Genomic DNA, 19,869 nt, shown 5'->3' with positions numbered 1-19,869 from the left:
TATTCTTCATGAAAGTGAGAGTTCTCATAATGCCTAAGCGCGGTCTTCTGGATCCCGAAGGCAGAGCTGTCAAGGAGATGCTCACCGACAACGGTTTTACCGTAAAGGACGTCAAGGTAGGTAAAGTGGTGGAGCTGGAGGTGGAGGAAGGGACCGATATCAAGAAGTTGGTGGAAGGATTCTTAATAAACCCCCTTGTGGAGGAGTACATTATAGAATGAAGTTCGGCGTGTGCGTCTTTCCGGGATCCAACTGCGATTATGACACTTACTACGTCATAAGGGACCTTCTCAACCAAGAGGTGGTGTTTCTGGATCACGAGACACGAAGGATAGACGGCTTGGACTGTGTGGTGCTACCGGGTGGCTTCTCCTTTGGCGATTATCTAAGAGCTGGAGCCTTAGCCAGCAGAACACCCTTAGCTCATGCGGTGGTGGATTTTGCCCACAGGGGTGGCCTCGTACTGGGAATATGCAACGGCTTTCAGATTCTCACAGAGTTGCACCTCCTACCGGGAGCTCTTCTAAAGAACGCCCATCTCAGGTTCGTGTGTAAGGATGTCTATCTGAGGGTAGAAAACAACAGTATACCCTTTACAAGAAGCTACGAAAAAGGTGAAGTGATACGCCTACCCATAGCTCACGGTGAAGGTAGATACTATGTTCCGGAAGATGAACTGCGACGGATGGAGGAGAACGGACAGATAATCCTGCGTTACTGTGATGCAGACGGTAACGTAACGGAGGAAGCCAACCCCAACGGATCGGTGGGTAACATAGCCGGTGTATGTAACAGAGAGGGCAACGTCTTTGGCCTTATGCCCCACCCGGAGAGAGCCTGTGAGGACCTTCTCGGTTATCACGACGGTATAATTCTGTGGCACTCTATAGTTAATGTCTAAAGTGGCGTGTCTTGGTAAAGACCATACTTATTCCTTTCTCCTCACATGCCTCAATGACCTCTCTATCCCTCACAGAACCACCGGGCTGTACTATGGCGATTATACCTACCTGTGCCGCTATGTCCACGTTATCACGGAAGGGTAGAAAAGCTTCTGAAGCCAGCACAGCCCCTTTCAGATCAAACCCGTAGCGTAAGGCTCTTTCTATAGCACATCTCACGCTGTCAACACGCGAAACATTCCCTGAGCCTATACCTAACGTCATGCCGTCTTTGGCTATAACCACAGCGTTGGACTTTATGTACTTGCATATCTTGAAGGCAAACTTCAGATCTTCTTCTTCCCTGTAGGAGGGTTTACGGGTGGTGACCACCTGCCAGTCCTGATAATCTGTCCTGTCTTCCTCCTGAAGGAGGAAACCACCGCTTATCTTCTTTATGTCCCACCATGAGCCAAAACCGAGAGCCTGAACAACCCTTAAGTTCTTCTTACGGGCCAGAACTCTGATGGCAGCATCGTCAAATTCCGGAGCTACTATCACCTCAAAGAAACGCTCCACCAAGACCTCCGCTAACTTCTCTTTAACCGTGTCGTTGAAGGCCACGATACCACCGAAAGCAGACTGGGGATCTGTAGACAGCGCCTTCTCAAAGGCAGAAATAAGATCGTTTCCTACAGCCACACCGCACGGATTGGTATGTTTGACAATAACACACGCAGGCTTGGTAAATTCCGACACGAGCCTAAAAGCACTATCTGCATCCAGGTAGTTGTTGAAGGACATCTCCTTACCCTGTAACACCCTTGCCCTTACTATCCCAAGATCCTCCAAAGGGTTTTCGGCAAGATACCCTCTTTGGTGAGGGTTCTCTCCGTACCTGAGCCTTCCCACAATTCGTAAAGGAAAAGCAGACACCTCAAAGGGCTCTTCCACACCCCACATGTCGGCCAGTTTCTGAGATATAACACCATCGTAATAAGCGGTGTAGTGAAAGGCTTTTAAAGCAAGCCATCTCCTATCTTCTAAGGATAAACCTCCTTCCTTCAGCTTACTGGCTACCCAACTGTAGTCTTTGGGATCACACACCACCACCACTCTCCTGAAGTTTTTGGCAGCTGCTCTCAGAAGAGTAGGACCACCTATGTCGATGAACTCTATAAGATCTTCTTCCTCCAGGTTCTCTTTTACCTTCTCCTCAAAGGGATAGAGGTTCACCACCACCACCTGAATCGGTTTTATCCCCAGAGATTTTGCTTCCTTAACGTCTTCCTCCTTCCAGTCCCTCAGGAGTATACCCCCATGGATTGCAGGATGAAGAGTCTTTACTCTTCCACCGAGAATCTCTGGAAAGCCGGTGATCTCAAAAACTTCTGTGACAGGTATTCTTCTCTCCCTGAGGTACTGGGCTGTGCCACCCGAAGAAACTATCTCATAACCCAAGTTTACCAGAACAGAAGCCAACTCTTCTACACCTTCCTTGTGGTAAACGGAAATAATGGCTCGCATGAGAACATTTTAAAATAAAAGCATGAGCAGAAGAGCTCTCCACATCGCTTTCTGGGCAGGGGTTGCAGGGCTCAGTTTCTCTTTCTTTCTTCACATCCAGAAGGAGAAGGAAGCCTTTTACCAAGAGTACCTCCGCTACAAAGAGTTCCTTCTGCTCTTACAGTCAGCCAAACTGGGTAGAAAACAGGAACTTTCGGAAAGTTTCCTTCAACAGAAGCTGCAACAGTTTCCTCTGCAAGTGGTTTCCATAAAGACCACCGAGATGGGCTACGAAGTTAAGCTGAGAGATGTACCCGGTTCCGAGATACCCAAACTGGTTTACTTTTTAGAAGACTCAGGTTTCAGTATAAAAAAGCTGAAAGCTACCGACAACACCGGTCAGGCCACCTTTGAAGTAGAGATCGCCCTCAGGTGAGGCCCAGGTAGATTCTTTAGCTCCTCTTCCTTATAATTTTGGTCTATGAAACTGGTGGTTATAGGTCTCGGAAGAATGGGGAGGGGAATAGCAAGGCGCCTTTCAGCTGCAGGTCACACCGTGGGCGGATACGATCCAGACCCATCCGCGAGAAATTCTGTGGGTACTTACATAACCCTTTTAGACAACTACCACGAGATCCATCAATTTTTTGGCACCGAGAGAAAGCTACTGTGGATAATGGTACCTCACACCGTAGTAGATGACGTGCTGGAACATTTACTACCCCTCCTTTCGGAGGGGGATGTGGTGGTGGACGGTGGAAACTCCCACTATCTTTCGTCGCAGGCACGTCACCACAGGTTGAAGGAGAAGGGTGTGTACTTTTTGGATGTAGGGGTAAGTGGAGGTGTTTACGGAGAAGAGGAAGGGTACTGTCTCATGGTGGGAGGAGAAGAGGATGCCTTCCTATGGGCGGAGGAGGTTTTCAGAGACCTCGCTTACAGAGGAAAGGGATACGCTTACCTTGGTCCTTCGGGAGCGGGGCATTATGCCAAGATGGTACACAACGGTATAGAGTACGCTATGATGGAAGCAATAGGAGAAGGGTTTGAGCTTTTGAAAGAAAGTCCCTTTAGGTACGATCTGGCAAAGGTGGCGCGTCTTTATAACGAAGGTAGTGTCATAAGGTCATGGCTGATGGAGCTTACCCAGAAGGTTTTCCAAGAAGAGGGGGAGCTTGAAGACATACAGCCTTACGTGGAGGATACGGGTGAAGGCAGGTGGACCATCTTAGAAGCCATACAAAGAGGTCTGCCTGCACCCGCCATAGCCCTTGCTCTCTTTATGCGTTTCAGATCCAGACAAAACAACTCCTTCAGAGATAGGCTTTTGGCAGCTCTTCGGTATCAGTTCGGTAGGCACACTCCCAAGAGAAGAGATGGCTGACGATACGGTTTTTTTCATACTGGGTGGTACCGGTGATCTTGCCAGAAAGAAGCTTCTGCCAGCCCTTGCCCGGCTCATAGAGAAGGGTAAGAAGATAAAGGCCGTTTATTCCCTTGCCAGATCCAGCAGGGAAGACTGGGAGAAGGTGGCCTGTTCTTTTAGCTCCTCTGCAAAAGCTCTTTGTAAGTTTATGCCCTTTGACGTGAGGAGTAAGGAAAGTTACCAACTTCTCGCAAAGGAACTCAGTTCTCTGAAAGGTAAGAAACTGATCTTCTATTTGGCCTTACCTCCCTCTCTCTTTGAAGATGCGGTGAGGAATCTGGGTATAATCCTTAGAAACTTTACCAACCCAAGGAGCATAGTTATAGAAAAACCCTTCGGTTACGACCTGACCTCTGCCCGTAAGCTCAACAGTCTGTTGAAGAGGTACTTTGTGGAGGAGGAGATATTCCGTATAGATCACTTTCTTGGTAAGGACACGGTGCAGAACATATTCTCCCTAAGGTTCTCCAACATACTTTTTGAAGGTGTGTGGAACAGGAACTTTGTGGATAACGTACAGATACTGGCTTTAGAGGATACAGGGGTAGAAGGGAGGGAGGGTTACTACGACTCGGTGGGTGCTGTAAGGGACATGTTACAGAACCATCTGCTCCAGATACTCACCTTCACCGCCATGGAACCGCCCTGTTGCATGGAACAGGAGGCCATAAGGGACGAAAAAGTGAAGCTTTTGAAAAACCTGTCCTTTGTCTCCTTTGTGAAAGGTCAGTATATAGGCTATCCGGTGAAAGGTTCCCGCACGGAAACCTTTGTACTGGCTAAGGCTTACGTGGATAACCTCCGCTGGCAGGATGTTCCCTTCTATCTCATGACAGGTAAGAAACTTGCCAGAAGACTCACTCAAATAACGGTAGTTTTCAGGAAGATACCTAAGGGTTTCATGGCCCTTCTTGACTGTATGCCCCGGCAAAACCGCGTGGTGTTCCAAGTAAGCCCGGAAAGTAAGATAAAGATAAGTATCGAACTCAGGCCCCCCAACTGGAACTTCATGGCTTGCCCGATAGAAACCACGATAGAACACAGTACAACGCAGGGAGTTGATACCTCACCCTACGAAACTCTTCTAGAAGACATTATGGAGGGAGATCAAAGCCTCTTCATAAGAGATGACGAGGTGGAAGCTCTCTGGCAGAAGGTGGAACCCCTCCTACAGGACACATCTCCACCTTTACCTTATCCTCAGGGTGTTGAACTTCCCCACTTTGCACTGGAGTTTTTAAAAAATGAACAGAGAGAGTGGTATCTCTGAAGTGGAAAGAGGCTTACTGAGGTTTTTTAGAAGGGTATGTGATAAATTTCTCCAGAAGAAGGGTAGCTTTCACGTAGCCATCGCGGGAGGGAAAACACCTATGCAGTTTTACAGACTTCTCTCTACACAACCCTTAGCGTGGGATAGGATTTTCTTTTATCTTAGTGACGAGCGTTACGTGGACATTACCTCCACCGCCAGTAACTACCGTAACATAAGAGAAAACCTAGGATACAAAGCACGCCTTTTCCCGGTGGACACCTCTCTGCCTCCCACAGAGTCTGCCAAGCTTTACTCGTACCTCTTACCCCCTTCTTTAGACATGGCTTTACTGGGGGTAGGGGTAGACGGACATACAGCCTCCATCTTTCCTGCCACCCACTGTCATGCAGTGACAGAGAAGGTATGTGTTACCAAAGCACCAGACGGAATCACCCGTATAAGCCTTACAGAGGAGTACCTTAGATCCTCATGCCTTGTAGTGTTTCTGGTAAAAGGGGAGGAAAAACAACATGTGATAAGGAAGGACCTTTACGACGTTAACAAACCGGCCGGCAGGGTACGGGGGAGAAGAGGGACCTATCTGTTCAGCGATATGACCTGCCACACATTCACAAAGATTCTCTGAGTTCTAGATTTTACCCTCAAAGGGAGGAGGTGATAAAGAATGATGGGTGTCCAAATGGCGCCTGCCGGGTCTCTGGACACCCTCAAAGGGCGCGTTACAAATAGCCCGGCACCCAACTGTGTAACTTTGCACAGTTTGGGTAAATAAGTTGAATCATGCTTAAGAAGAGAGTGCTGGCTGTCCTTTCTACGCTGGTGGCTATAGCACCTTCCTTATCGGCGGATTCATCAGATGCGGAGCTTTTAAAAGAAGCACGTAAGTACTTTTCACCTTTACCAACCAACTTCTCCTCTCCCGACAACCCCATCACTCCCCAGAAAGTGGAGCTGGGAAAGATGCTTTTCTTTGAGAGAAGACTTTCGGTGAACGACATGATAAGCTGTGCCACATGCCACGCCATAGAGTACTACTACGCCTCACCGGCTCCCAAGCAGATGGGTGCCATAGAGATCCAACCGAGACATGCCCCCACGGTTCTCAACGCAGCCGGACAATTTGTTCAGCACTGGATAGGAAATAGAAAGGATGTGGAGGATCAGGCTAAGCAATCCTTGATAGGTCCTCCCGCCTTCGGCAATCCGTCTTACGAACATGTAGAAGAACTAAGATTAAGGAATACAGGGAGCTCTTCAAGAGGGCCTTTCCTGAAGATCCAAACCCTATAAGAGCCGAGAACATAGCCAAGGCCATCGGTGCTTTTGAGAGAACATTGGTAACACCTTCCCGCTTTGATAAATTCCTCAAAGGTGATACAAAAGCTCTCACCGCAGAGGAAAAGAGGGGACTTAGAACCTTCATACAGGTAGGTTGTGTAGCTTGCCACAACGGTGCCCTAGTGGGTGGGAACATGTACCAGAAGTTTGGAATAGTAGAACCTTATTGGAAGTACACAGGAAGCAAGGAAATTGACGAAGGAAGGTACGCTGTCACCAAAAAGGAGGAGGATAAGTACGTCTTTAAAGTACCACCACTGAGAAACGTAGCCATGACCCCTCCTTACTTTCACGACGGATCTGTGGACAGTCTGGAAAAAGCTGTATGGATAATGGGCAAGGTTCAGTTGGGTATAGACCTTTCGGAGCAACAGGTGAGGGACATAGTGGCCTTTCTGAAAAGCTTAACAGGTCCCATACCCGAGCACGCCAGAAAACCACCTATTTTACCTCCTTGATGGTCTCCTTTTGGCTAAGAAAATCGTCAGATAAAGGCCGCTGGCTATAAAGCCAGCGAGGGCAAAGAAAAACAGATACGTAGGACCTTTGGGTTCAGGTTTCAGGTCCTCCTCCTTAAAAACCACGCCGTAGGCGAACTTAAGAGCTCTCATATCGGGAGATACTATCAGCACCAGATTAGGATGTACAAAGTCTCTACCATTATCGGTTGTCATAAACCTAAAGTCTATAGCGTCTAGAAAGCGAAAAAGCTCCTCTCTACTGACAGGTTTTACCACCTTCCACCCTACACCGTCCAGTTGGTGTTCCATCTGGAACCTCTTAAGATCCTCCACAGTATCGGAAGGGTCAAAACTGAAGGAGAGAACCCAGAAGTCTCTACCGGGTACACCCAGCTTTGGTATTACTTTCTTAAGGGAGTCCGTTATAAGGGGACATGCGGACTGACACTTAGTATAGATGGGACTTAAAATAATGGGTTTTCCCTTAAGAGAGTAAAGGTGAAAGGTATTTCCATAAGAGTCTATCAGGGTGATGTCAGGTAAAGGTTTTCCCAGCACACGGGACTCATCGGGAGGTATACCCGTTGAACCTTCCTGTGAATAAGAAAAGAAGTGGGGCATAAGCCCCACCAAAAGCAAGAAAAGGCACACGAGGGGACGTTTCATTCTGACTTACTGGATGCTGGGGGCTTTGTGATAGGTACAGGGCTCTTATCGTTGTATCCGGGAGAATCGAAGAAGACGCCCCTCTTGGTGACATCGTAAAGGGGTGGAATATAGGATACGAGGAACAGGAGACTGGAGAACACCACCCAAGGCGTCAGTTTCTGAAGGGCAGGCATCTTCTCATCGTGGTAAGCTTCGGCAGAAGGAAGCTCCAGCACAGGTTCTCTCACGGGAGAGGACAGGAGAGTACCGAAGAAGGAGATGGCCCACAGAACAAAACCGATGACTATCAACACGCCCGCGAAGACGGAAAGCTCCGCATACCCTACCCACTCAGGTCTGTACAGAGGAGAGTCTGGATTAAGGTAAGTGAGACCAGTGTTGGTTCTTCTGGGGAAACCGTGAATACCTGCCACCGACATGGCGTACTCAAATATCAACATACCTTGCCACCATAACCAGGGAGCTATAACAGCCAGCCCCTTAAACTTTATGTCTTTACCTGTTAGTTTAGAAACGAGGTAGAGAGACATACCCAAGAACACAAGGGTCACCAAACCACCCACCGTGGTGTGGAAGTGTCCGGGCACGAAGGAAGTGTTATGTACCACCAGGTTCATGTTATAGGATGCGTTTATTATGCCCGTCACACCTCCCACAAAGAACAGGAAGAGTCCTGCCATAAAGTAAGATACGAGCCACTTGTCTCCTTCCAGGCTTATGTAGGGTATCTTAGTCCACCAGTAGAAGAGGCTGTTCTTCAATTCAGGGTACTTGGACTTTATAGAGTACTCCAAGGATGCTGCTACCGTGAAGGCCGTCAGCATACTAGGTACCGCAACACCGAAGGTGAAAAGGGAATGGATAAGCTTGTAGTTATTGGTAATACCGGGTTCAGTAAACTGGTGGTGAAGACCTACAGGGAAGGAGAATATAAGAAAGAGGATAAACACCAATCTGGCTGCACCATCTGAGTAAAGTTTACCATCACCGGTTACTACTTTGGGAAGAACAGTGTAGAGCATCACATAGGCAGGTAAGAGCCAGAAGTAAACCACAGGGTGTCCAAAGGCCCAGAATAAGGTTCTTGCCAAGGAAGGGTTTACCTCTTGTACCAGACCCAAGGAGAGAGGGAGTAGTTGAAACAGAACCTCTATAACGACGGGTACCAACATTATGACCCACATGATGTGGTTTATCAACATGCCATAAACAGCCAGCGGAACCTTTTTGTCAGGGTTCTCCCTTCTCCAGGATACATAGTTAGGAAGCCAGTCAAAGAAGAGAGGTATAACAGAACCTACCAGTAATAGAGCTGCACCTACGTAGAAGGTCCAGTGAGCTACCAGAGGAGGATAGAAAGTGTAGAGAACGTTGGCTTTACCAGTAAACATGGCCCACGCCGCCATCAGGGTACCTACCACCATCATGATGAAACTGGTCCACTGGACGGCTGGCCTGAGGGGTTTTTGAAGGTAGTACAGGAAGACAGCGTTACCGAGGGCTACGATCACTATAGTGGTAAAGACTATAACGTTTATAACACCGTGAAGGGTAAGACCCTGATAGTACTCTATGCCTAAGAAGGACATGCTTTTGATGACACCGGCCCTGTAAAGGACCTGCATAAGGCCGTGGTAGATACCAAAGATAAGGAGCACTATAGCAAAGACTATCTCACCCACTATAACGGTTCTTATGCTGCTGTCTACACGCATGGCTTTCCCTCCTTACTTGACTACTATCTTGGTGGCCATGTCCTGGTGGCCTATGCCACAGTACTCGTGGCACACTATATGGTAAACACCCGGCTTGTCAAACTTAACACGAGCGTATGCCACGGTACCGGGTATGGCCATAAGGTTCACGTTGGTCCCGTCTATATGAAAGCCGTGAATCACATCGGCGCTGGTGAGGTATATGTCCACCGTTGAACCTGCTGGTATCTCCACATCACTTGGTTCAAAGTACCACATGCGTGCCAGATAGTGGATCTCGTACCTGTTGGGAGCGTGTTGAATTACCTTACCTTCGGTAAAGGGTTTCACATCGGTGATACACGTAGGTACGTCTACGTTCATACCTTTAGCGGCGTACACTAACAGACCGAAGAAAATACCCAGAAAGGTTACTGCAGTAAATAGTGCGGTACGCTCCGCCCTATCCATGGCATCACCTCCTTGAAAGCAGCGTCAGATAAACACTACCCCATACCAGAGCGTAGAAGGCCAGCATGAACACCATGAAGGCAACGGCCCCTCGTGGGAAGAAAGGTTCCTTCTCCTGCATGGCACCACCTCCATAAGTTTTCATAATGAAAATATAAGCTGTGCTTATACTCATTGTCAAGATATTATCAAGCGTAAAATATTCTCATTTCTTTGGTTTAAGATAAGAATATACTAAAATCCTATTTCCACCTTCTCCAAGCACCCTCAGAACGCACGAATATGTGGGAGGGCTCTTTAAGGTTTAGTTCCTTTGCTTTAACGTAGGTGTCAAAGTCCTCCAGGAATCTTATGAGATGTTCTGGTGATTCAAAGAAAAGTACGGTATCACCACACTTGGCAGCACTGTAGTTGTCATGCGGTTTTATGTAGGCTCCACACAGGGCACATCTGGCCTGAGGGGGTAGCTTAGGTTTCGGGAGAACGGTTTTTTCTCGCCTAGCCATGTAAACCAGAGAAATTAGAACAAGGCCTGCAAAAACTTCGTACAACAGCGCGTGATAGAAGGAGAGTATACCAAGAATAAATCCCAACACGGCACTGAATATACCACCGATAGTGATTATGACGGTGAGAAACACATACCTTAGTCTTGCTCCTGAGAATATGAAGTATATGACTAACGCTATACCTGTAGCCCTCAGAAGACCCGACAGTATCACCAAAAGATGGGCCAGTTCCCTCTGCTCCATAAAGATAAGGTTAGGCTATCGCTTCTCCCTGTCAAATCTTAAGTAGGGGACTTTCTTTATGTTCTTCAACCTTGTGATGAAATACTCTCTGTTTTCTCGGGACAGCACCATACCCATGAGACCCGTCATGAAGCTCGCTAAAACAACACCGGCTACTATCAGGCCTATCAGACGTACCCTTTTCCTGCTCTCATCATCAAAGTGCATCATGATGGAACCTTCCTAAGTTCAAACTTACATACTTCTCCTCCACAGGCTTTACACTCTATCTCCTTACCTTCCCAACGACCTCCTAAGAGTACTTCTAGAACACCCGCGAACCCTCCTTGTAACGGTATGCAAACTGGTTTCTTACTCTCCATACCCTCTGCAAATACACTTCCCTTTACGCTCAGCAGTATAGAATCTTCCCCCATTTCCCACTCTACTATGCTTTCTATCGTACCTGTTTCCACAAGGAATACTTCCAAAACATCCCTCAGATTACTTCTATCTACTTTACCCTCCGTAAGTTCAAGAATGAGTCTGCCAGCCTTTAAGCCGGCACTTTTCCCCGCCATATGGAGTATTCCTCCCAAACCTATACCCGTAAAGCGAAACATACTTTTATAAAACTCCTGTACAGGTTCTTTCAGGACAAAGAAGCCGTGTTTCCTCAAAGCACCTCTTATACGCAAATCATCAAAGTGCATCATGATAAAATCTTGCCACCATACACCTGGCACGTTCACTAAACAAAAAGGCCCCCCGCAGGGGGAAGGCACAGCACGAGGTGCACCCAAGACGGTCACACGTGCACATGGTAACCCTTGTAATAAGCGTAGGGATGCCAGTCCTCAGGCACCTCTATAGGATATTTCTTAAAGTTATGGGGTCCTACCGGTGTATCTGTCATGGTCCACTCGAGAGAGGGTGATTTCCACGGATTGTCCTCCGCCTTTGGACCTCTGAGACTCTTTATCCAGTTTATCAGAGAGAGAAGTATGCCTACTGAGAGGATAACAGCTCCTACCGTCTGTATCTGCATAAGGGTGATCCATTCTGGTATGGGAGGATAGTCAGGATATCTCCTAGGCATGCCTTCAGCCATTCCCATGTACATCTGGAAGAAGTAGAAGATGTTGGCCCCTATCAGCATGAGCCAGAAGCTAAGTTTCCCTAAGGTTTCCGAGTACATCCTCCCTATGATTTTGGGATACCAGTAATACATACCGCTGAAGGCTCCAAAGGTAAGTGCCATTCCAAGAACGTAATGGAAGTGTCCCACCACGAACAGTGAATCTGATATACCGAGATCTATGGACACCATGGCGTTGGGTATACCCGTAAGGCCTCCTATCAGGAACATGAGTATTCCCCCTAATGTGAACAACATGGGAGTGTTGTACCTTATAGCACCTCTGTGGAGGGTGGCAACCCAGTTGAAGATTTTGATACCCGTAGGTACAGCCACAAACAGCGTAGTGTATGAGAAGAGGACCCTTATCCAGTCAGGTACACCCGACACAAACATATGGTGTATCCACGTGAAGAATCCCACCACCGCTATGGCATATATCGCCAACATCATAGATATGTAACCGAAGATAGGTTTACGGGACATGGTGGATATCACTTCCGAGAACACGCCAAAAGCTGGCAGGATCATTATGTAAACCACTGGGTGTGAGTAGAACCATAGTAAGTTCTGGTAAAGTAACGGATCACCACCCAGCATAGGGTTATAGAAGTTGGTACCAAGATACTTGTCGGTGAAGAGTAAGAGAACAGCACCCATGAGAGCCGGTACACCAAACAGATTGATGAGACTAGCAGCCATTATGGAGTGAACGAAGAGGTTCAGTTTGGTCCACCCTAACCCCTTTGCCCTGAGGCTCACTATGGTGGTCACCATGTTCACCGAACCTGCGGTGGAGGATATGCCGTACAGGAGGACTATAGTAACGTAAAGTATAGTGGAACCTGCATTTTCGTTAAGGGAGTAAGGTGGGTACCCTGTCCACAGCATCTTGATCCAGTTGTTGGGTAAGAGGGTTAACAGTACGAGAACGCTTGCACCAAAGAAGGACCAATAACCGAAAGCGTTCAGTCTCGGGAAAGCTACGTCCTTAGCTCCTATCATGAGGGGTACCAGAATGTTGGCAAAACCTCCTACCCATACGTTAACGGCCCACCACAGAAGTATGACGGCACCGTGACCAGTGAGTATGTAGTTATACAGATCTGCACCGGTCTGACCAAAGAGGGAAGGCAGCTGGATACCCGGTGCCGACTGCTCGTACCTTATAATCAAACCAAATATGCCGGCTACTATAAAGTAGAGAAGAGACGTAACGAGGTACAGCATACCAACTTTCTTGTGATCTGTGGTAAACAGCCACTCTTTTAGAGTGGCCCCAAACCAAGGTACAGATGGTGTGTGTGCTACAGCCATGGTTACACCTCCTTTTATTGTGTTGTTACTCCAAGCCATCTGTTAAATTCTCCTTCGGGAACCACCTTAAGGATAGCAAACATGTGGGAGTGCCACGTACCACAGTACTCTCTGCAGAACACAAAGTACTCGCCTGGTTTGTTGATCTGGAACCATGTGTGGGTTATCCTTCCAGGTACAGCGTCCTCCGTTATCCTGGCAGGATGCACAAAGAAGGAGTGGATGACATCCCTGGATGTGAGGTACACCTTCACAGGTTTGCCGGCAGGTATGTAGACCTTCTGATCCTCTGGTGCGGTGAATCCATCGGGATTAAAAAAGGCGAAGATCTTTTTACCGTTGGGGTACTCCACCTCCCAACCCCACATGAAGGCGGTAACTTTAAGTTCCATAGCTCCTTCCGGAGCATTCCTCTGCTTAACAAAGTTGGCAAAGGAGTAAGTACCCAAAAACAGGACAATTATTGTAGGGATTACTGTCCACACTATCTCAAGAGCGGTGTTCCCTTCAATGTGTTCTCCCTCCTCGTGCTGTCCTGGTCTGTAGCGGTACTTGATGGCGAAGTAGATGGAGGGGATAGCCACCAGTATGTATATGGCTATAGCTACCACAAGCCACACCTTTACAGAGTTTTCCCAGTAAACCCTTGGATAAGCGAGGGGCTCACTGGCCAGCACATGGGTCAGAGGTAAAATCAATGGTAACAGCATGTACCTCATCATCTTTGTACCTCCCTTTTACGTCTTATCACGGCGTAAACAAAGGTGACACCACCAAGAACAAGGCCGGCGGTCCCTAAAACCACCACGGGATTCAGGCTGTACCGACCTTCCCTGGGGTTGTACCTGTAACATGCCAAAAAGGCCAGATCCACCAAACTGTTAGGACTTACCTTACCGAGAGAGGCCTCTGCTACAGCCAGTCTGAAGTCACGCTCCCTAGGGGTTATGCCGTACAGGTACCTCACTACCCTGCCACGTGCGTCTAGAAACACCACCACGTTGGGATGTACGAAAACCCTGTCCTTCCTTGAATAAAAGTACTTGTATCCCAAAGCTGTCGTTAACCGTTTTATATCTTCCTCCCTCATCACCCCGAAGTGCCAAGAGGGCGTGTCCGGAAGATGAAGCCTTTCCTTGAACCTACCTATATCCTGTGGAGTATCCTGAGGGTCAAAGGAGAGGACAAGACCCCTAAAGCGTCCCTCCAGACCTCTGGAAGCCTCTACGGCGTGCTTCACTACTAATGGGCACGCTGCGTCACAAGAGAAGTAAGCCAGTATGAGGGCTAACGGCCTTCCGTTAAGGAACTCCCTCAGACGATGGGATGTACCACTTTGGTCCACGAAGGTGACGTCAGGTACCGAGGTGCCCAAATACTTCTCTTCCTCTATCTTCAGAACGGAAGCATCGAAGAAGCTAACAGGTTCCTTCGGCAGTGGAACGGCGTAGGCCAAGCCCCAGAGAAGTACAAGTACAGCCAGAAGGCCCATGGCTAGAACCTACCGTAAGATCCTACTATGTAGGCGGTCCCAGCCACTAAGAGCCACGCCAGATCCACGAAATGCCAGTAATAGCTAGCTGCTCTTATGGGCGTTATCTTGCCCAAGGCTCTAGAACTGTTTAGGAGAAGGATGAGTTGCATACCTATCCCCACCAGTACGTGAGAAGCGTGTATCCCAGTAAGGGTGTAAAAACCGGTTCCATACATGTTGGCACTTATGGTAAAGCCCTTTTGCCACAGATGGTTCCATTCTAAAGCGTGAAGCAGTATGAACAAGCTACCGAGCACCATAGTAGCTATCAGCCACAACCTGTAGCCGTTTACATCTCCATGCTCGAGAGATTTCTCAGCTCTCCATATGGTGTAACTGGATATCCAGAGTATTACAGTGAGAAGAGCCACGAGAGATAGATTCATTCCTCCCTCGGGAATCCACTTGGTTACCCACTCGGTGGCGTGCGTCACCCGCGCTGTCCAAAAACCCGCTATCACCGAACCGAATATGACTACCTCCGCAAAGACAAACCAGATGATTCCTTGAAAACCAAGCCCCTCATCCTTACCCCTTGAGAAATACTCCGCTGCCCACCCCGTTACACCCAACACAAAGAGCACCAGACCTACTCCTCCCAATACGAGGGCCAGAAGAGGCTGATGCCAACCGAAGTAAGCAACGGCGGCTAACGAAAGAAACAACGGCACTAACCCCGTGGGTAGACCCCACGGGCTGGTTTCGTGGTGTGCGGCGTGAGTCCCCTCGTGTGCCATCTTTCCACCTCCTTCTTTTATGCGCTACATTAATGATATAAATCATCTGTGTTTCCTTGTCAAGAGTTTTTAATTAAAGATATTCATAGATTAATAGACTAATAGATCTTTTATTCTCTTTCGGATCCAAAACACTTTCTACTAAAATAGTTAGCATGGAGAGTGGTCCTTTTTACTTTCAGGACATTATTCAGACTCTTCAGAGGTTCTGGGCCGATAAAGGGTGTGCCGTGTGGCAACCCTACGACATAGAGGTGGGGGCTGGTACCATGAATCCCGCCACTTTTCTGAAAGTTCTGGGAAAGGGGAGGTGGTACGTAGCTTACGTGGAACCCTCCAGAAGGCCAAAGGACGGGCGCTATGGAGAGAATCCCAACAGACTCCAACATTACTTTCAGTTTCAGGTGATCCTCAAGCCTGCTCCGGAGGATCCTCAGGAGATGTACCTGGAGAGTCTCAGAGCGCTGGGCCTTCCCCCCGAGGATCACGATGTGAGGTTTGTAGAAGATGATTGGGAATCTCCTACCTTGGGCGCCTGGGGTCTTGGTTGGGAGGTGTGGTTGGATGGTATGGAGATAACCCAGTTCACCTACTTTCAGCAGGCAGGAGGCTTAGATCTAGATGAGATATCTGTAGAGATCACGTACGGCCTTGAGAGAATAGCCATGTACATACAGGGTGTGGACAGTGTGTTTGATATAAAGTGGAACGAGTGGCTAACTTACGGAGATGTTTTCAGAAAGGCGGAGTACGAGTGGAGTGTGTATAACTTTGAGAAATCAGATCCAAAGATGCTGTTTGAAATCTACAACATGTATGAAAAAGAAGCGGAAAGACTCCTAGAAGAGGGACTGGTTTTACCTGCGTACGATTACCTTCTTAAGTGTTCTCACACTTTTAACCTGCTGGATGCCAGAGGTGTTCTGTCAGTCCAGGAAAGGGCTAGATACATAAGACGTATGCACTCCATAGCCAACAGGGTGGCAAAGCTTTACTTGGAGAGATATACTTAAGCTCATGTTGATAATAGCAGGACCCTGTGTCATAGAGAGTGAAGAACTCGTTTTAGAAGTTGCCACTTTCTTGCGAAAACTCGCGGAAAAGTATCCTCAGTTTAGGTTCGTCTTCAAGGCCTCCTTTGACAAAGCCAACAGATCATCGGTAAAATCCTTTAGAGGACCGGGTTTAGAAGAAGGTCTCAGGATCCTCCAGAAGGTTAAGGAGGAAACAGGCCTTGAAGTCACCACTGATGTACACGAAACATGGCAGGTAAAACCTGTCGCGCAGGTGGTGGACATAATCCAGATACCTGCCTTTCTCTCCAGACAGACGGATCTCCTGTTGGAAGCGGCCAGAAGCGGTAAACCGGTGAATGTGAAAAAAGGTCAGTTCTTGGCACCGTGGGATGTAAAAAATGTGGTAGAGAAACTACGCTTCGGTGGTGCGGTAGATTATTATGTGACGGAGAGGGGAGTATGCTTTGGTTACAACAACCTGGTGGTGGATTTTAGAAGCTTGGTTATCATGTCGAGTTTTACGAAGGTTATATTTGACGCCACTCACAGCGTGCAACTCCCAGGAGGAGCAGGTGACAGATCCAGTGGCCAGAGGGAGTTTGTGGTTCCCCTTATAAGAGCTGCGGTGGCTGTGGGTTGCGATGGTATATTTATGGAAACACACCCGGATCCTGACAGAGCCCTATCAGATGGTCCCAACATGGTACCCCTCAGCTGGTTAGAGGGTATCATGGAAAACGTTCAGCGAATACGGGAGGCTGTTTCTTCCACCTCCACAGGATAGAGGTTACTGAAGCAGGCGTCACAGAACTTTTCCGGATGATGGACACATCTTCTGAGACCCTCCAAAGAGAGATAGCGTAGCGTATCGGCGCCGGTGAACTTTCTTATATCCTCAAGGGACATACGGTTTGCTATGAGTTCCTCACGGGTGGGTGTGTCTATACCATAAAAGCACGGACCTATGACGGGGGGTGACGCTATTCTCAGATGTACCTCCTTGGCACCGGCACTCTTTAGCATGCTCACTATCTTCTTAGAGGTGGTTCCCCTCACCAGAGAGTCGTCTATGACCACCACACGCTTACCTTCAAGGACCGCTCTGTTGGGACTCAGTTTCATGAGGACCTTTATGTCCCTAAGCTCTTGTGTAGGTTCTATAAAGCTCCTACCCACATAATGGTTTCTTATGAGACCCATCTCGAAGGGAATTCCTGTCTCTTGGGAGTAACCCAGTGCCGGAACAACCCCCGAGTCCGGAACCGGAATAACCACATCTGCCTCCACCTTATCCTCCCTCGCCAACTCCTGCCCCATCCTCTTGCGTACATGATACACCCAGTGCTCTAAAACGTAGCTCTCAGGTTTGGAAAAGTACACCAGTTCAAAGATACACATGGCCGTTCTACTATGAGGGAAGGGAAAGTAACTTCTTATGCCTGCACTGTCTACCACCAACACCTCACCTGGCCTCAGTTCTCTCCAAAGTTGGCCCCTGAGGATGTCAAAAGAACAACTCTCGGAGGAGAAGAGAATACCCTGCCCTATTCTACCCATAAGGAGAGGCCGAAAACCCATGGGATCCCTTACAGCCACCATCTTGTCGGGAAAGAGATAAAGGAGGCTGTAGGCACCTTTTACCCTTCGCATGACATAAAAGATTCGGGGTAAGAGATCTCTGTCTTTAGGATGAAGGTCCACGTGGGGAGGTACATACTCTCCATCCTCCAACAGAATCAGAAACAGTTCTGTATCAGAACTGTGTTGAAAGGCGTAACCCTTCTCCTCTAGCTCCTTCCTCAGGGTTCCGTAGTTGACAAGATTACCGTTGTGAACTACAGCTACGGGACCAAGAGACGTTTCCCTATAGAAGGGTTGAGCATTTATAAAACCTGAGTCACCTGCCGTGGAGTACCTTACGTGAGCTATGGCGGCGTTTCCTCTGACACCTTCCAGATCCTGGGCTTTTATGGCCTCCAGCACCAAACCCGCCTTTCTCACCAACTTAATGGTGCTTCCGTCGGAAACCGCTATACCTACACTCTCCTGTCCTCTATGTTGAAGGGCGTATATACCGAAATAAGCGTATCTTTCAGCACCTTCTAGACCAAAAACACCAAACACACCGCACATGGGGATTAATTTAACACGCTTGCGTTTATAATAAGATGTTATGAAGGAACTACATCACCCACACCAAGATGATGCACTGCAGGTACTAAAGGAAGCAAAGGTAGTAGCCGTGGTAGGTATATCTCCGGATCCAGAAAGACCCTCTTACTATGTGAGCGAAAGACTTGTAAGTAAAGGCACCCACAGAGTTTACTTTGTAAACCCAAAGTACGCTGGCCAGGAGATACTGGGTGTTAAAGTGCTGAGTTCTCTCTCTGATGTACCGGAACCCATAGATATAGTCAACGTATTTAGGAACCCGGCCCACATAGAGCCCATACTGGAGGAAGCCTTAAAGGTAGGTGCCAAATGTGTGTGGTTACAACCGGGATGTGAGAATCCGGAGGTGATAGAAAAGTACAAGGACAAAATAAAGATAGTGTGGAACGCTTGCATAGGAGTAGAAGCCGGCTACCTGTGAGAAAAAGCTAAAAAACTACCAGGCTGTCCCTGTGGATGGCCTCCTCTTTTGTAGTCTTCAGCACTCTTTTCACCTCATCCCCCTTCTTGCCCAAGATGAGTTTCAACTCCTCAGAAGAAAAGTTCACTCTCCCCTTGCCTACCAGTACACCGTCAGAGGTGTAAACACCCACCACATCACCCCTTGAGAAGTAACCCTCTACCCTCTGTATACCTGCAGGCAAGAGACTCTTACCTTTCTTTATGGCAGCGTAGGCCCCTTCGTCTATGTAAAGGGCACCTTTTGGTTCCTCTATCATGGCGAGCCATCTTTTACCTGGTTTCAAACCCTTTGGATAAGGTTTAAAGTAGGTACCCTTTGTGTTTTTGTCCTTCACATCAAGTAGAGAGTCTTCCTTTCCAGTTATAACAACAGGTATACCCAGTCGGAGGGCTATACGGGTGGCGGTGAGCTTGCTGATCATACCCCCTGTTCCATAAGAGGACCTTACACTTCTAACATACTGGAATGCTGCATCTATATCCTCTATAACAGGTATTACCCTGTCATCATGATTTCGCAAACCACCTGCACTGGAAAAGAAAACTAAAAGATCCGCATCCAGCATAAAGGCTGTGTGCACTGCTAAAAAGTCGTTGTCTCCAAAAATAAGCTCCGCCACCGCCACTGTGTCGTTCTCATTGATGATAGGAATGACCTTCATCTTTAGCATTTTCTCCACAACACCTTTGACGGTATAAAACTTTCCCTTATCCCTGAAGACATCTGAGGTGAGAAGAACCTGAGCCGGTACCAAACCGTAGTTGGAAAAAACCATGTCATAGAGATGCATAAGATAAGCTTGACCTATGCCTGCCAGAACCTGTTTCTCGAGAAGCTCTTTAGGTCTTTCCGTCAAACCCAGCTTTTTGAGCCCACACAGTACCGCACCCGACGATACTATCACCAGCTCATGCTCAGCCTGCACGAGACTTTTTATTTCCTTAGCTAGCTTGGAAAGAAAAGTAAGGTCTATATCCCCGTCCTCGGTCTGTATCAGGTTAGAGCCTATTTTCAGAACTATGCGCATGACCTAATCAAGTAT

At 47.9% G+C, this 19,869-nt stretch carries 24 protein-coding genes and 1 pseudogene; 11 read left to right on the top strand and 14 right to left on the bottom strand.

The genetic code is table 11. The annotated features are described in order from the left end of the window. The first annotated feature begins 8 nt into the window (after window positions 1–8). Window positions 9–221, top strand: a complete 213-nt coding sequence (gene purS, locus THAL_RS08045) for a phosphoribosylformylglycinamidine synthase subunit PurS (protein WP_012992618.1) — start codon at window positions 9–11, stop codon at window positions 219–221. Then, window positions 218–901 (top strand): phosphoribosylformylglycinamidine synthase I, encoded by a 684-nt coding sequence (gene purQ / locus THAL_RS08040; protein ID WP_012992617.1) that lies wholly within the window; start codon window positions 218–220, stop codon window positions 899–901. Before purS ends, purQ begins: the two co-directional genes overlap by 4 nt. Here the strand turns inward: purQ and purH are convergent. Further along, window positions 891–2,408 carry a bifunctional phosphoribosylaminoimidazolecarboxamide formyltransferase/IMP cyclohydrolase gene (purH, locus tag THAL_RS08035; protein ID WP_012992616.1) on the bottom strand — a complete coding sequence of 506 codons (1,518 nt, stop codon included), beginning with the start codon at window positions 2,406–2,408 and terminating at the stop codon, window positions 891–893. The genes purQ and purH overlap by 11 nt on opposite strands. A 22-nt stretch (window positions 2,409–2,430) precedes the next feature. On the opposite strand from purH, the gene THAL_RS08030 reads away from it, so the two are divergent. The 6 genes and pseudogenes from THAL_RS08030 to THAL_RS08480 all read left to right on the top strand — a co-directional run bounded on the left by THAL_RS08030 (window position 2,431) and on the right by THAL_RS08480 (window position 6,882). Then, window positions 2,431–2,823, top strand: coding sequence for a hypothetical protein (locus THAL_RS08030; protein ID WP_012992615.1), 393 nt, complete (start codon window positions 2,431–2,433; stop codon window positions 2,821–2,823). A gap of 45 nt (window positions 2,824–2,868) precedes the next feature. Next, the gene (gene gnd, locus THAL_RS08025; RefSeq protein WP_012992614.1) at window positions 2,869–3,771 is read left to right on the top strand and encodes a phosphogluconate dehydrogenase (NAD(+)-dependent, decarboxylating); all 903 of its coding nucleotides are present in this window, start codon (window positions 2,869–2,871) and stop codon (window positions 3,769–3,771) included. Further along, window positions 3,764–5,083, top strand: coding sequence for a glucose-6-phosphate dehydrogenase (locus THAL_RS08020; protein WP_012992613.1), 1,320 nt, complete (start codon window positions 3,764–3,766; stop codon window positions 5,081–5,083). The genes gnd and THAL_RS08020 overlap by 8 nt, the downstream gene beginning before the upstream one ends. Further along, window positions 5,058–5,711 carry a 6-phosphogluconolactonase gene (gene pgl / locus THAL_RS08015; protein ID WP_012992612.1) on the top strand — a complete coding sequence of 218 codons (654 nt, stop codon included), beginning with the start codon at window positions 5,058–5,060 and terminating at the stop codon, window positions 5,709–5,711. Before THAL_RS08020 ends, pgl begins: the two co-directional genes overlap by 26 nt. Window positions 5,712–5,866: 155 nt before the next feature. Next, window positions 5,867–6,405 (top strand): annotated as a pseudogene (locus THAL_RS08485) (cytochrome-c peroxidase); the annotation flags it as partial. Between the two features lie 15 nt (window positions 6,406–6,420). Further along, window positions 6,421–6,882 (top strand): cytochrome-c peroxidase, encoded by a 462-nt coding sequence (locus THAL_RS08480; RefSeq protein WP_342606915.1) that lies wholly within the window; start codon window positions 6,421–6,423, stop codon window positions 6,880–6,882. Here THAL_RS08480 and THAL_RS08005 read toward each other — a convergent pair. The 11 genes from THAL_RS08005 to THAL_RS07960 form a co-directional block, all read right to left on the bottom strand. Continuing rightward, entirely contained in the window at window positions 6,871–7,551 is a 681-nt protein-coding gene (locus THAL_RS08005; RefSeq protein WP_012992610.1) for an SCO family protein, read from the bottom strand. The two genes, THAL_RS08480 and THAL_RS08005, sit on opposite strands and share 12 nt — an antisense overlap. Then, window positions 7,548–9,269: a cbb3-type cytochrome c oxidase subunit I gene (locus THAL_RS08000; protein ID WP_012992609.1), complete on the bottom strand. Its 1,722-nt coding sequence runs from the start codon at window positions 9,267–9,269 to the stop codon at window positions 7,548–7,550. The genes THAL_RS08005 and THAL_RS08000 overlap by 4 nt, the downstream gene beginning before the upstream one ends. 12 nt (window positions 9,270–9,281) lie before the next feature. Next, window positions 9,282–9,719, bottom strand: a complete 438-nt coding sequence (locus THAL_RS07995) for a cytochrome c oxidase subunit II (protein WP_012992608.1) — start codon at window positions 9,717–9,719, stop codon at window positions 9,282–9,284. Between the two features lie 4 nt (window positions 9,720–9,723). Next, window positions 9,724–9,864, bottom strand: coding sequence for a hypothetical protein (locus THAL_RS08425; RefSeq protein ID WP_169301979.1), 141 nt, complete (start codon window positions 9,862–9,864; stop codon window positions 9,724–9,726). 97 nt (window positions 9,865–9,961) lie between these two features. After that, a complete protein-coding gene (locus THAL_RS07990) occupies window positions 9,962–10,471 on the bottom strand; it encodes a hypothetical protein (RefSeq protein ID WP_012992606.1) in 510 nt (169 codons plus the stop codon). Between the two features lie 15 nt (window positions 10,472–10,486). Next, complete coding sequence (locus tag THAL_RS07985) at window positions 10,487–10,681, bottom strand: hypothetical protein (protein ID WP_012992605.1); 195 nt, start codon at window positions 10,679–10,681, stop codon at window positions 10,487–10,489. After that, window positions 10,678–11,166: a V4R domain-containing protein gene (locus THAL_RS07980; protein ID WP_012992604.1), complete on the bottom strand. Its 489-nt coding sequence runs from the start codon at window positions 11,164–11,166 to the stop codon at window positions 10,678–10,680. The genes THAL_RS07985 and THAL_RS07980 overlap by 4 nt, the downstream gene beginning before the upstream one ends. A gap of 92 nt (window positions 11,167–11,258) precedes the next feature. After that, window positions 11,259–12,905, bottom strand: coding sequence for a cytochrome c oxidase subunit I (locus THAL_RS07975; protein WP_041434133.1), 1,647 nt, complete (start codon window positions 12,903–12,905; stop codon window positions 11,259–11,261). 14 nt (window positions 12,906–12,919) lie between these two features. After that, window positions 12,920–13,624: a cytochrome c oxidase subunit II gene (coxB, locus tag THAL_RS07970; RefSeq protein ID WP_041434291.1), complete on the bottom strand. Its 705-nt coding sequence runs from the start codon at window positions 13,622–13,624 to the stop codon at window positions 12,920–12,922. After that, a complete protein-coding gene (locus tag THAL_RS07965; protein ID WP_012992601.1) occupies window positions 13,624–14,397 on the bottom strand; it encodes an SCO family protein in 774 nt (257 codons plus the stop codon). The genes coxB and THAL_RS07965 overlap by 1 nt, the downstream gene beginning before the upstream one ends. A gap of 2 nt (window positions 14,398–14,399) precedes the next feature. After that, complete coding sequence (locus THAL_RS07960; RefSeq protein WP_012992600.1) at window positions 14,400–15,176, bottom strand: cytochrome c oxidase subunit 3; 777 nt, start codon at window positions 15,174–15,176, stop codon at window positions 14,400–14,402. 155 nt (window positions 15,177–15,331) lie between these two features. Here THAL_RS07960 and THAL_RS07955 point away from each other — a divergent pair, with 155 nt between their 5' ends. After that, the gene (locus THAL_RS07955; RefSeq protein ID WP_012992599.1) at window positions 15,332–16,189 is read left to right on the top strand and encodes a glycine--tRNA ligase subunit alpha; all 858 of its coding nucleotides are present in this window, start codon (window positions 15,332–15,334) and stop codon (window positions 16,187–16,189) included. A 4-nt stretch (window positions 16,190–16,193) separates the two neighbouring features. Further along, the gene (kdsA, locus tag THAL_RS07950; protein ID WP_012992598.1) at window positions 16,194–16,976 is read left to right on the top strand and encodes a 3-deoxy-8-phosphooctulonate synthase; all 783 of its coding nucleotides are present in this window, start codon (window positions 16,194–16,196) and stop codon (window positions 16,974–16,976) included. Here the strand turns inward: kdsA and purF are convergent. Further along, window positions 16,934–18,325: an amidophosphoribosyltransferase gene (gene purF / locus THAL_RS07945; protein WP_012992597.1), complete on the bottom strand. Its 1,392-nt coding sequence runs from the start codon at window positions 18,323–18,325 to the stop codon at window positions 16,934–16,936. The two genes, kdsA and purF, sit on opposite strands and share 43 nt — an antisense overlap. A 40-nt stretch (window positions 18,326–18,365) precedes the next feature. Between purF and THAL_RS07940 the strand changes: the two genes are divergently transcribed. Beyond that, on the top strand, window positions 18,366–18,785 hold the full coding sequence (locus THAL_RS07940; protein WP_012992596.1) for a CoA-binding protein: 420 nt from the start codon (window positions 18,366–18,368) through the stop codon (window positions 18,783–18,785). A gap of 7 nt (window positions 18,786–18,792) precedes the next feature. On the opposite strand, the gene proB is transcribed toward THAL_RS07940, so the two are convergent. Continuing rightward, window positions 18,793–19,854, bottom strand: coding sequence for a glutamate 5-kinase (gene proB / locus THAL_RS07935; RefSeq protein WP_012992595.1), 1,062 nt, complete (start codon window positions 19,852–19,854; stop codon window positions 18,793–18,795). Window positions 19,855–19,869: the final 15 nt, after the last annotated feature.

Source organism: Thermocrinis albus DSM 14484 (genome assembly GCF_000025605.1).
In the GTDB taxonomy this organism is placed as follows: Bacteria; Aquificota; Aquificia; order Aquificales; family Aquificaceae; genus Thermocrinis; species Thermocrinis albus.
The sequence above is the reverse complement of the archived record's forward strand: the minus strand, read 5'-3'. Positions and strand labels throughout refer to the sequence as shown.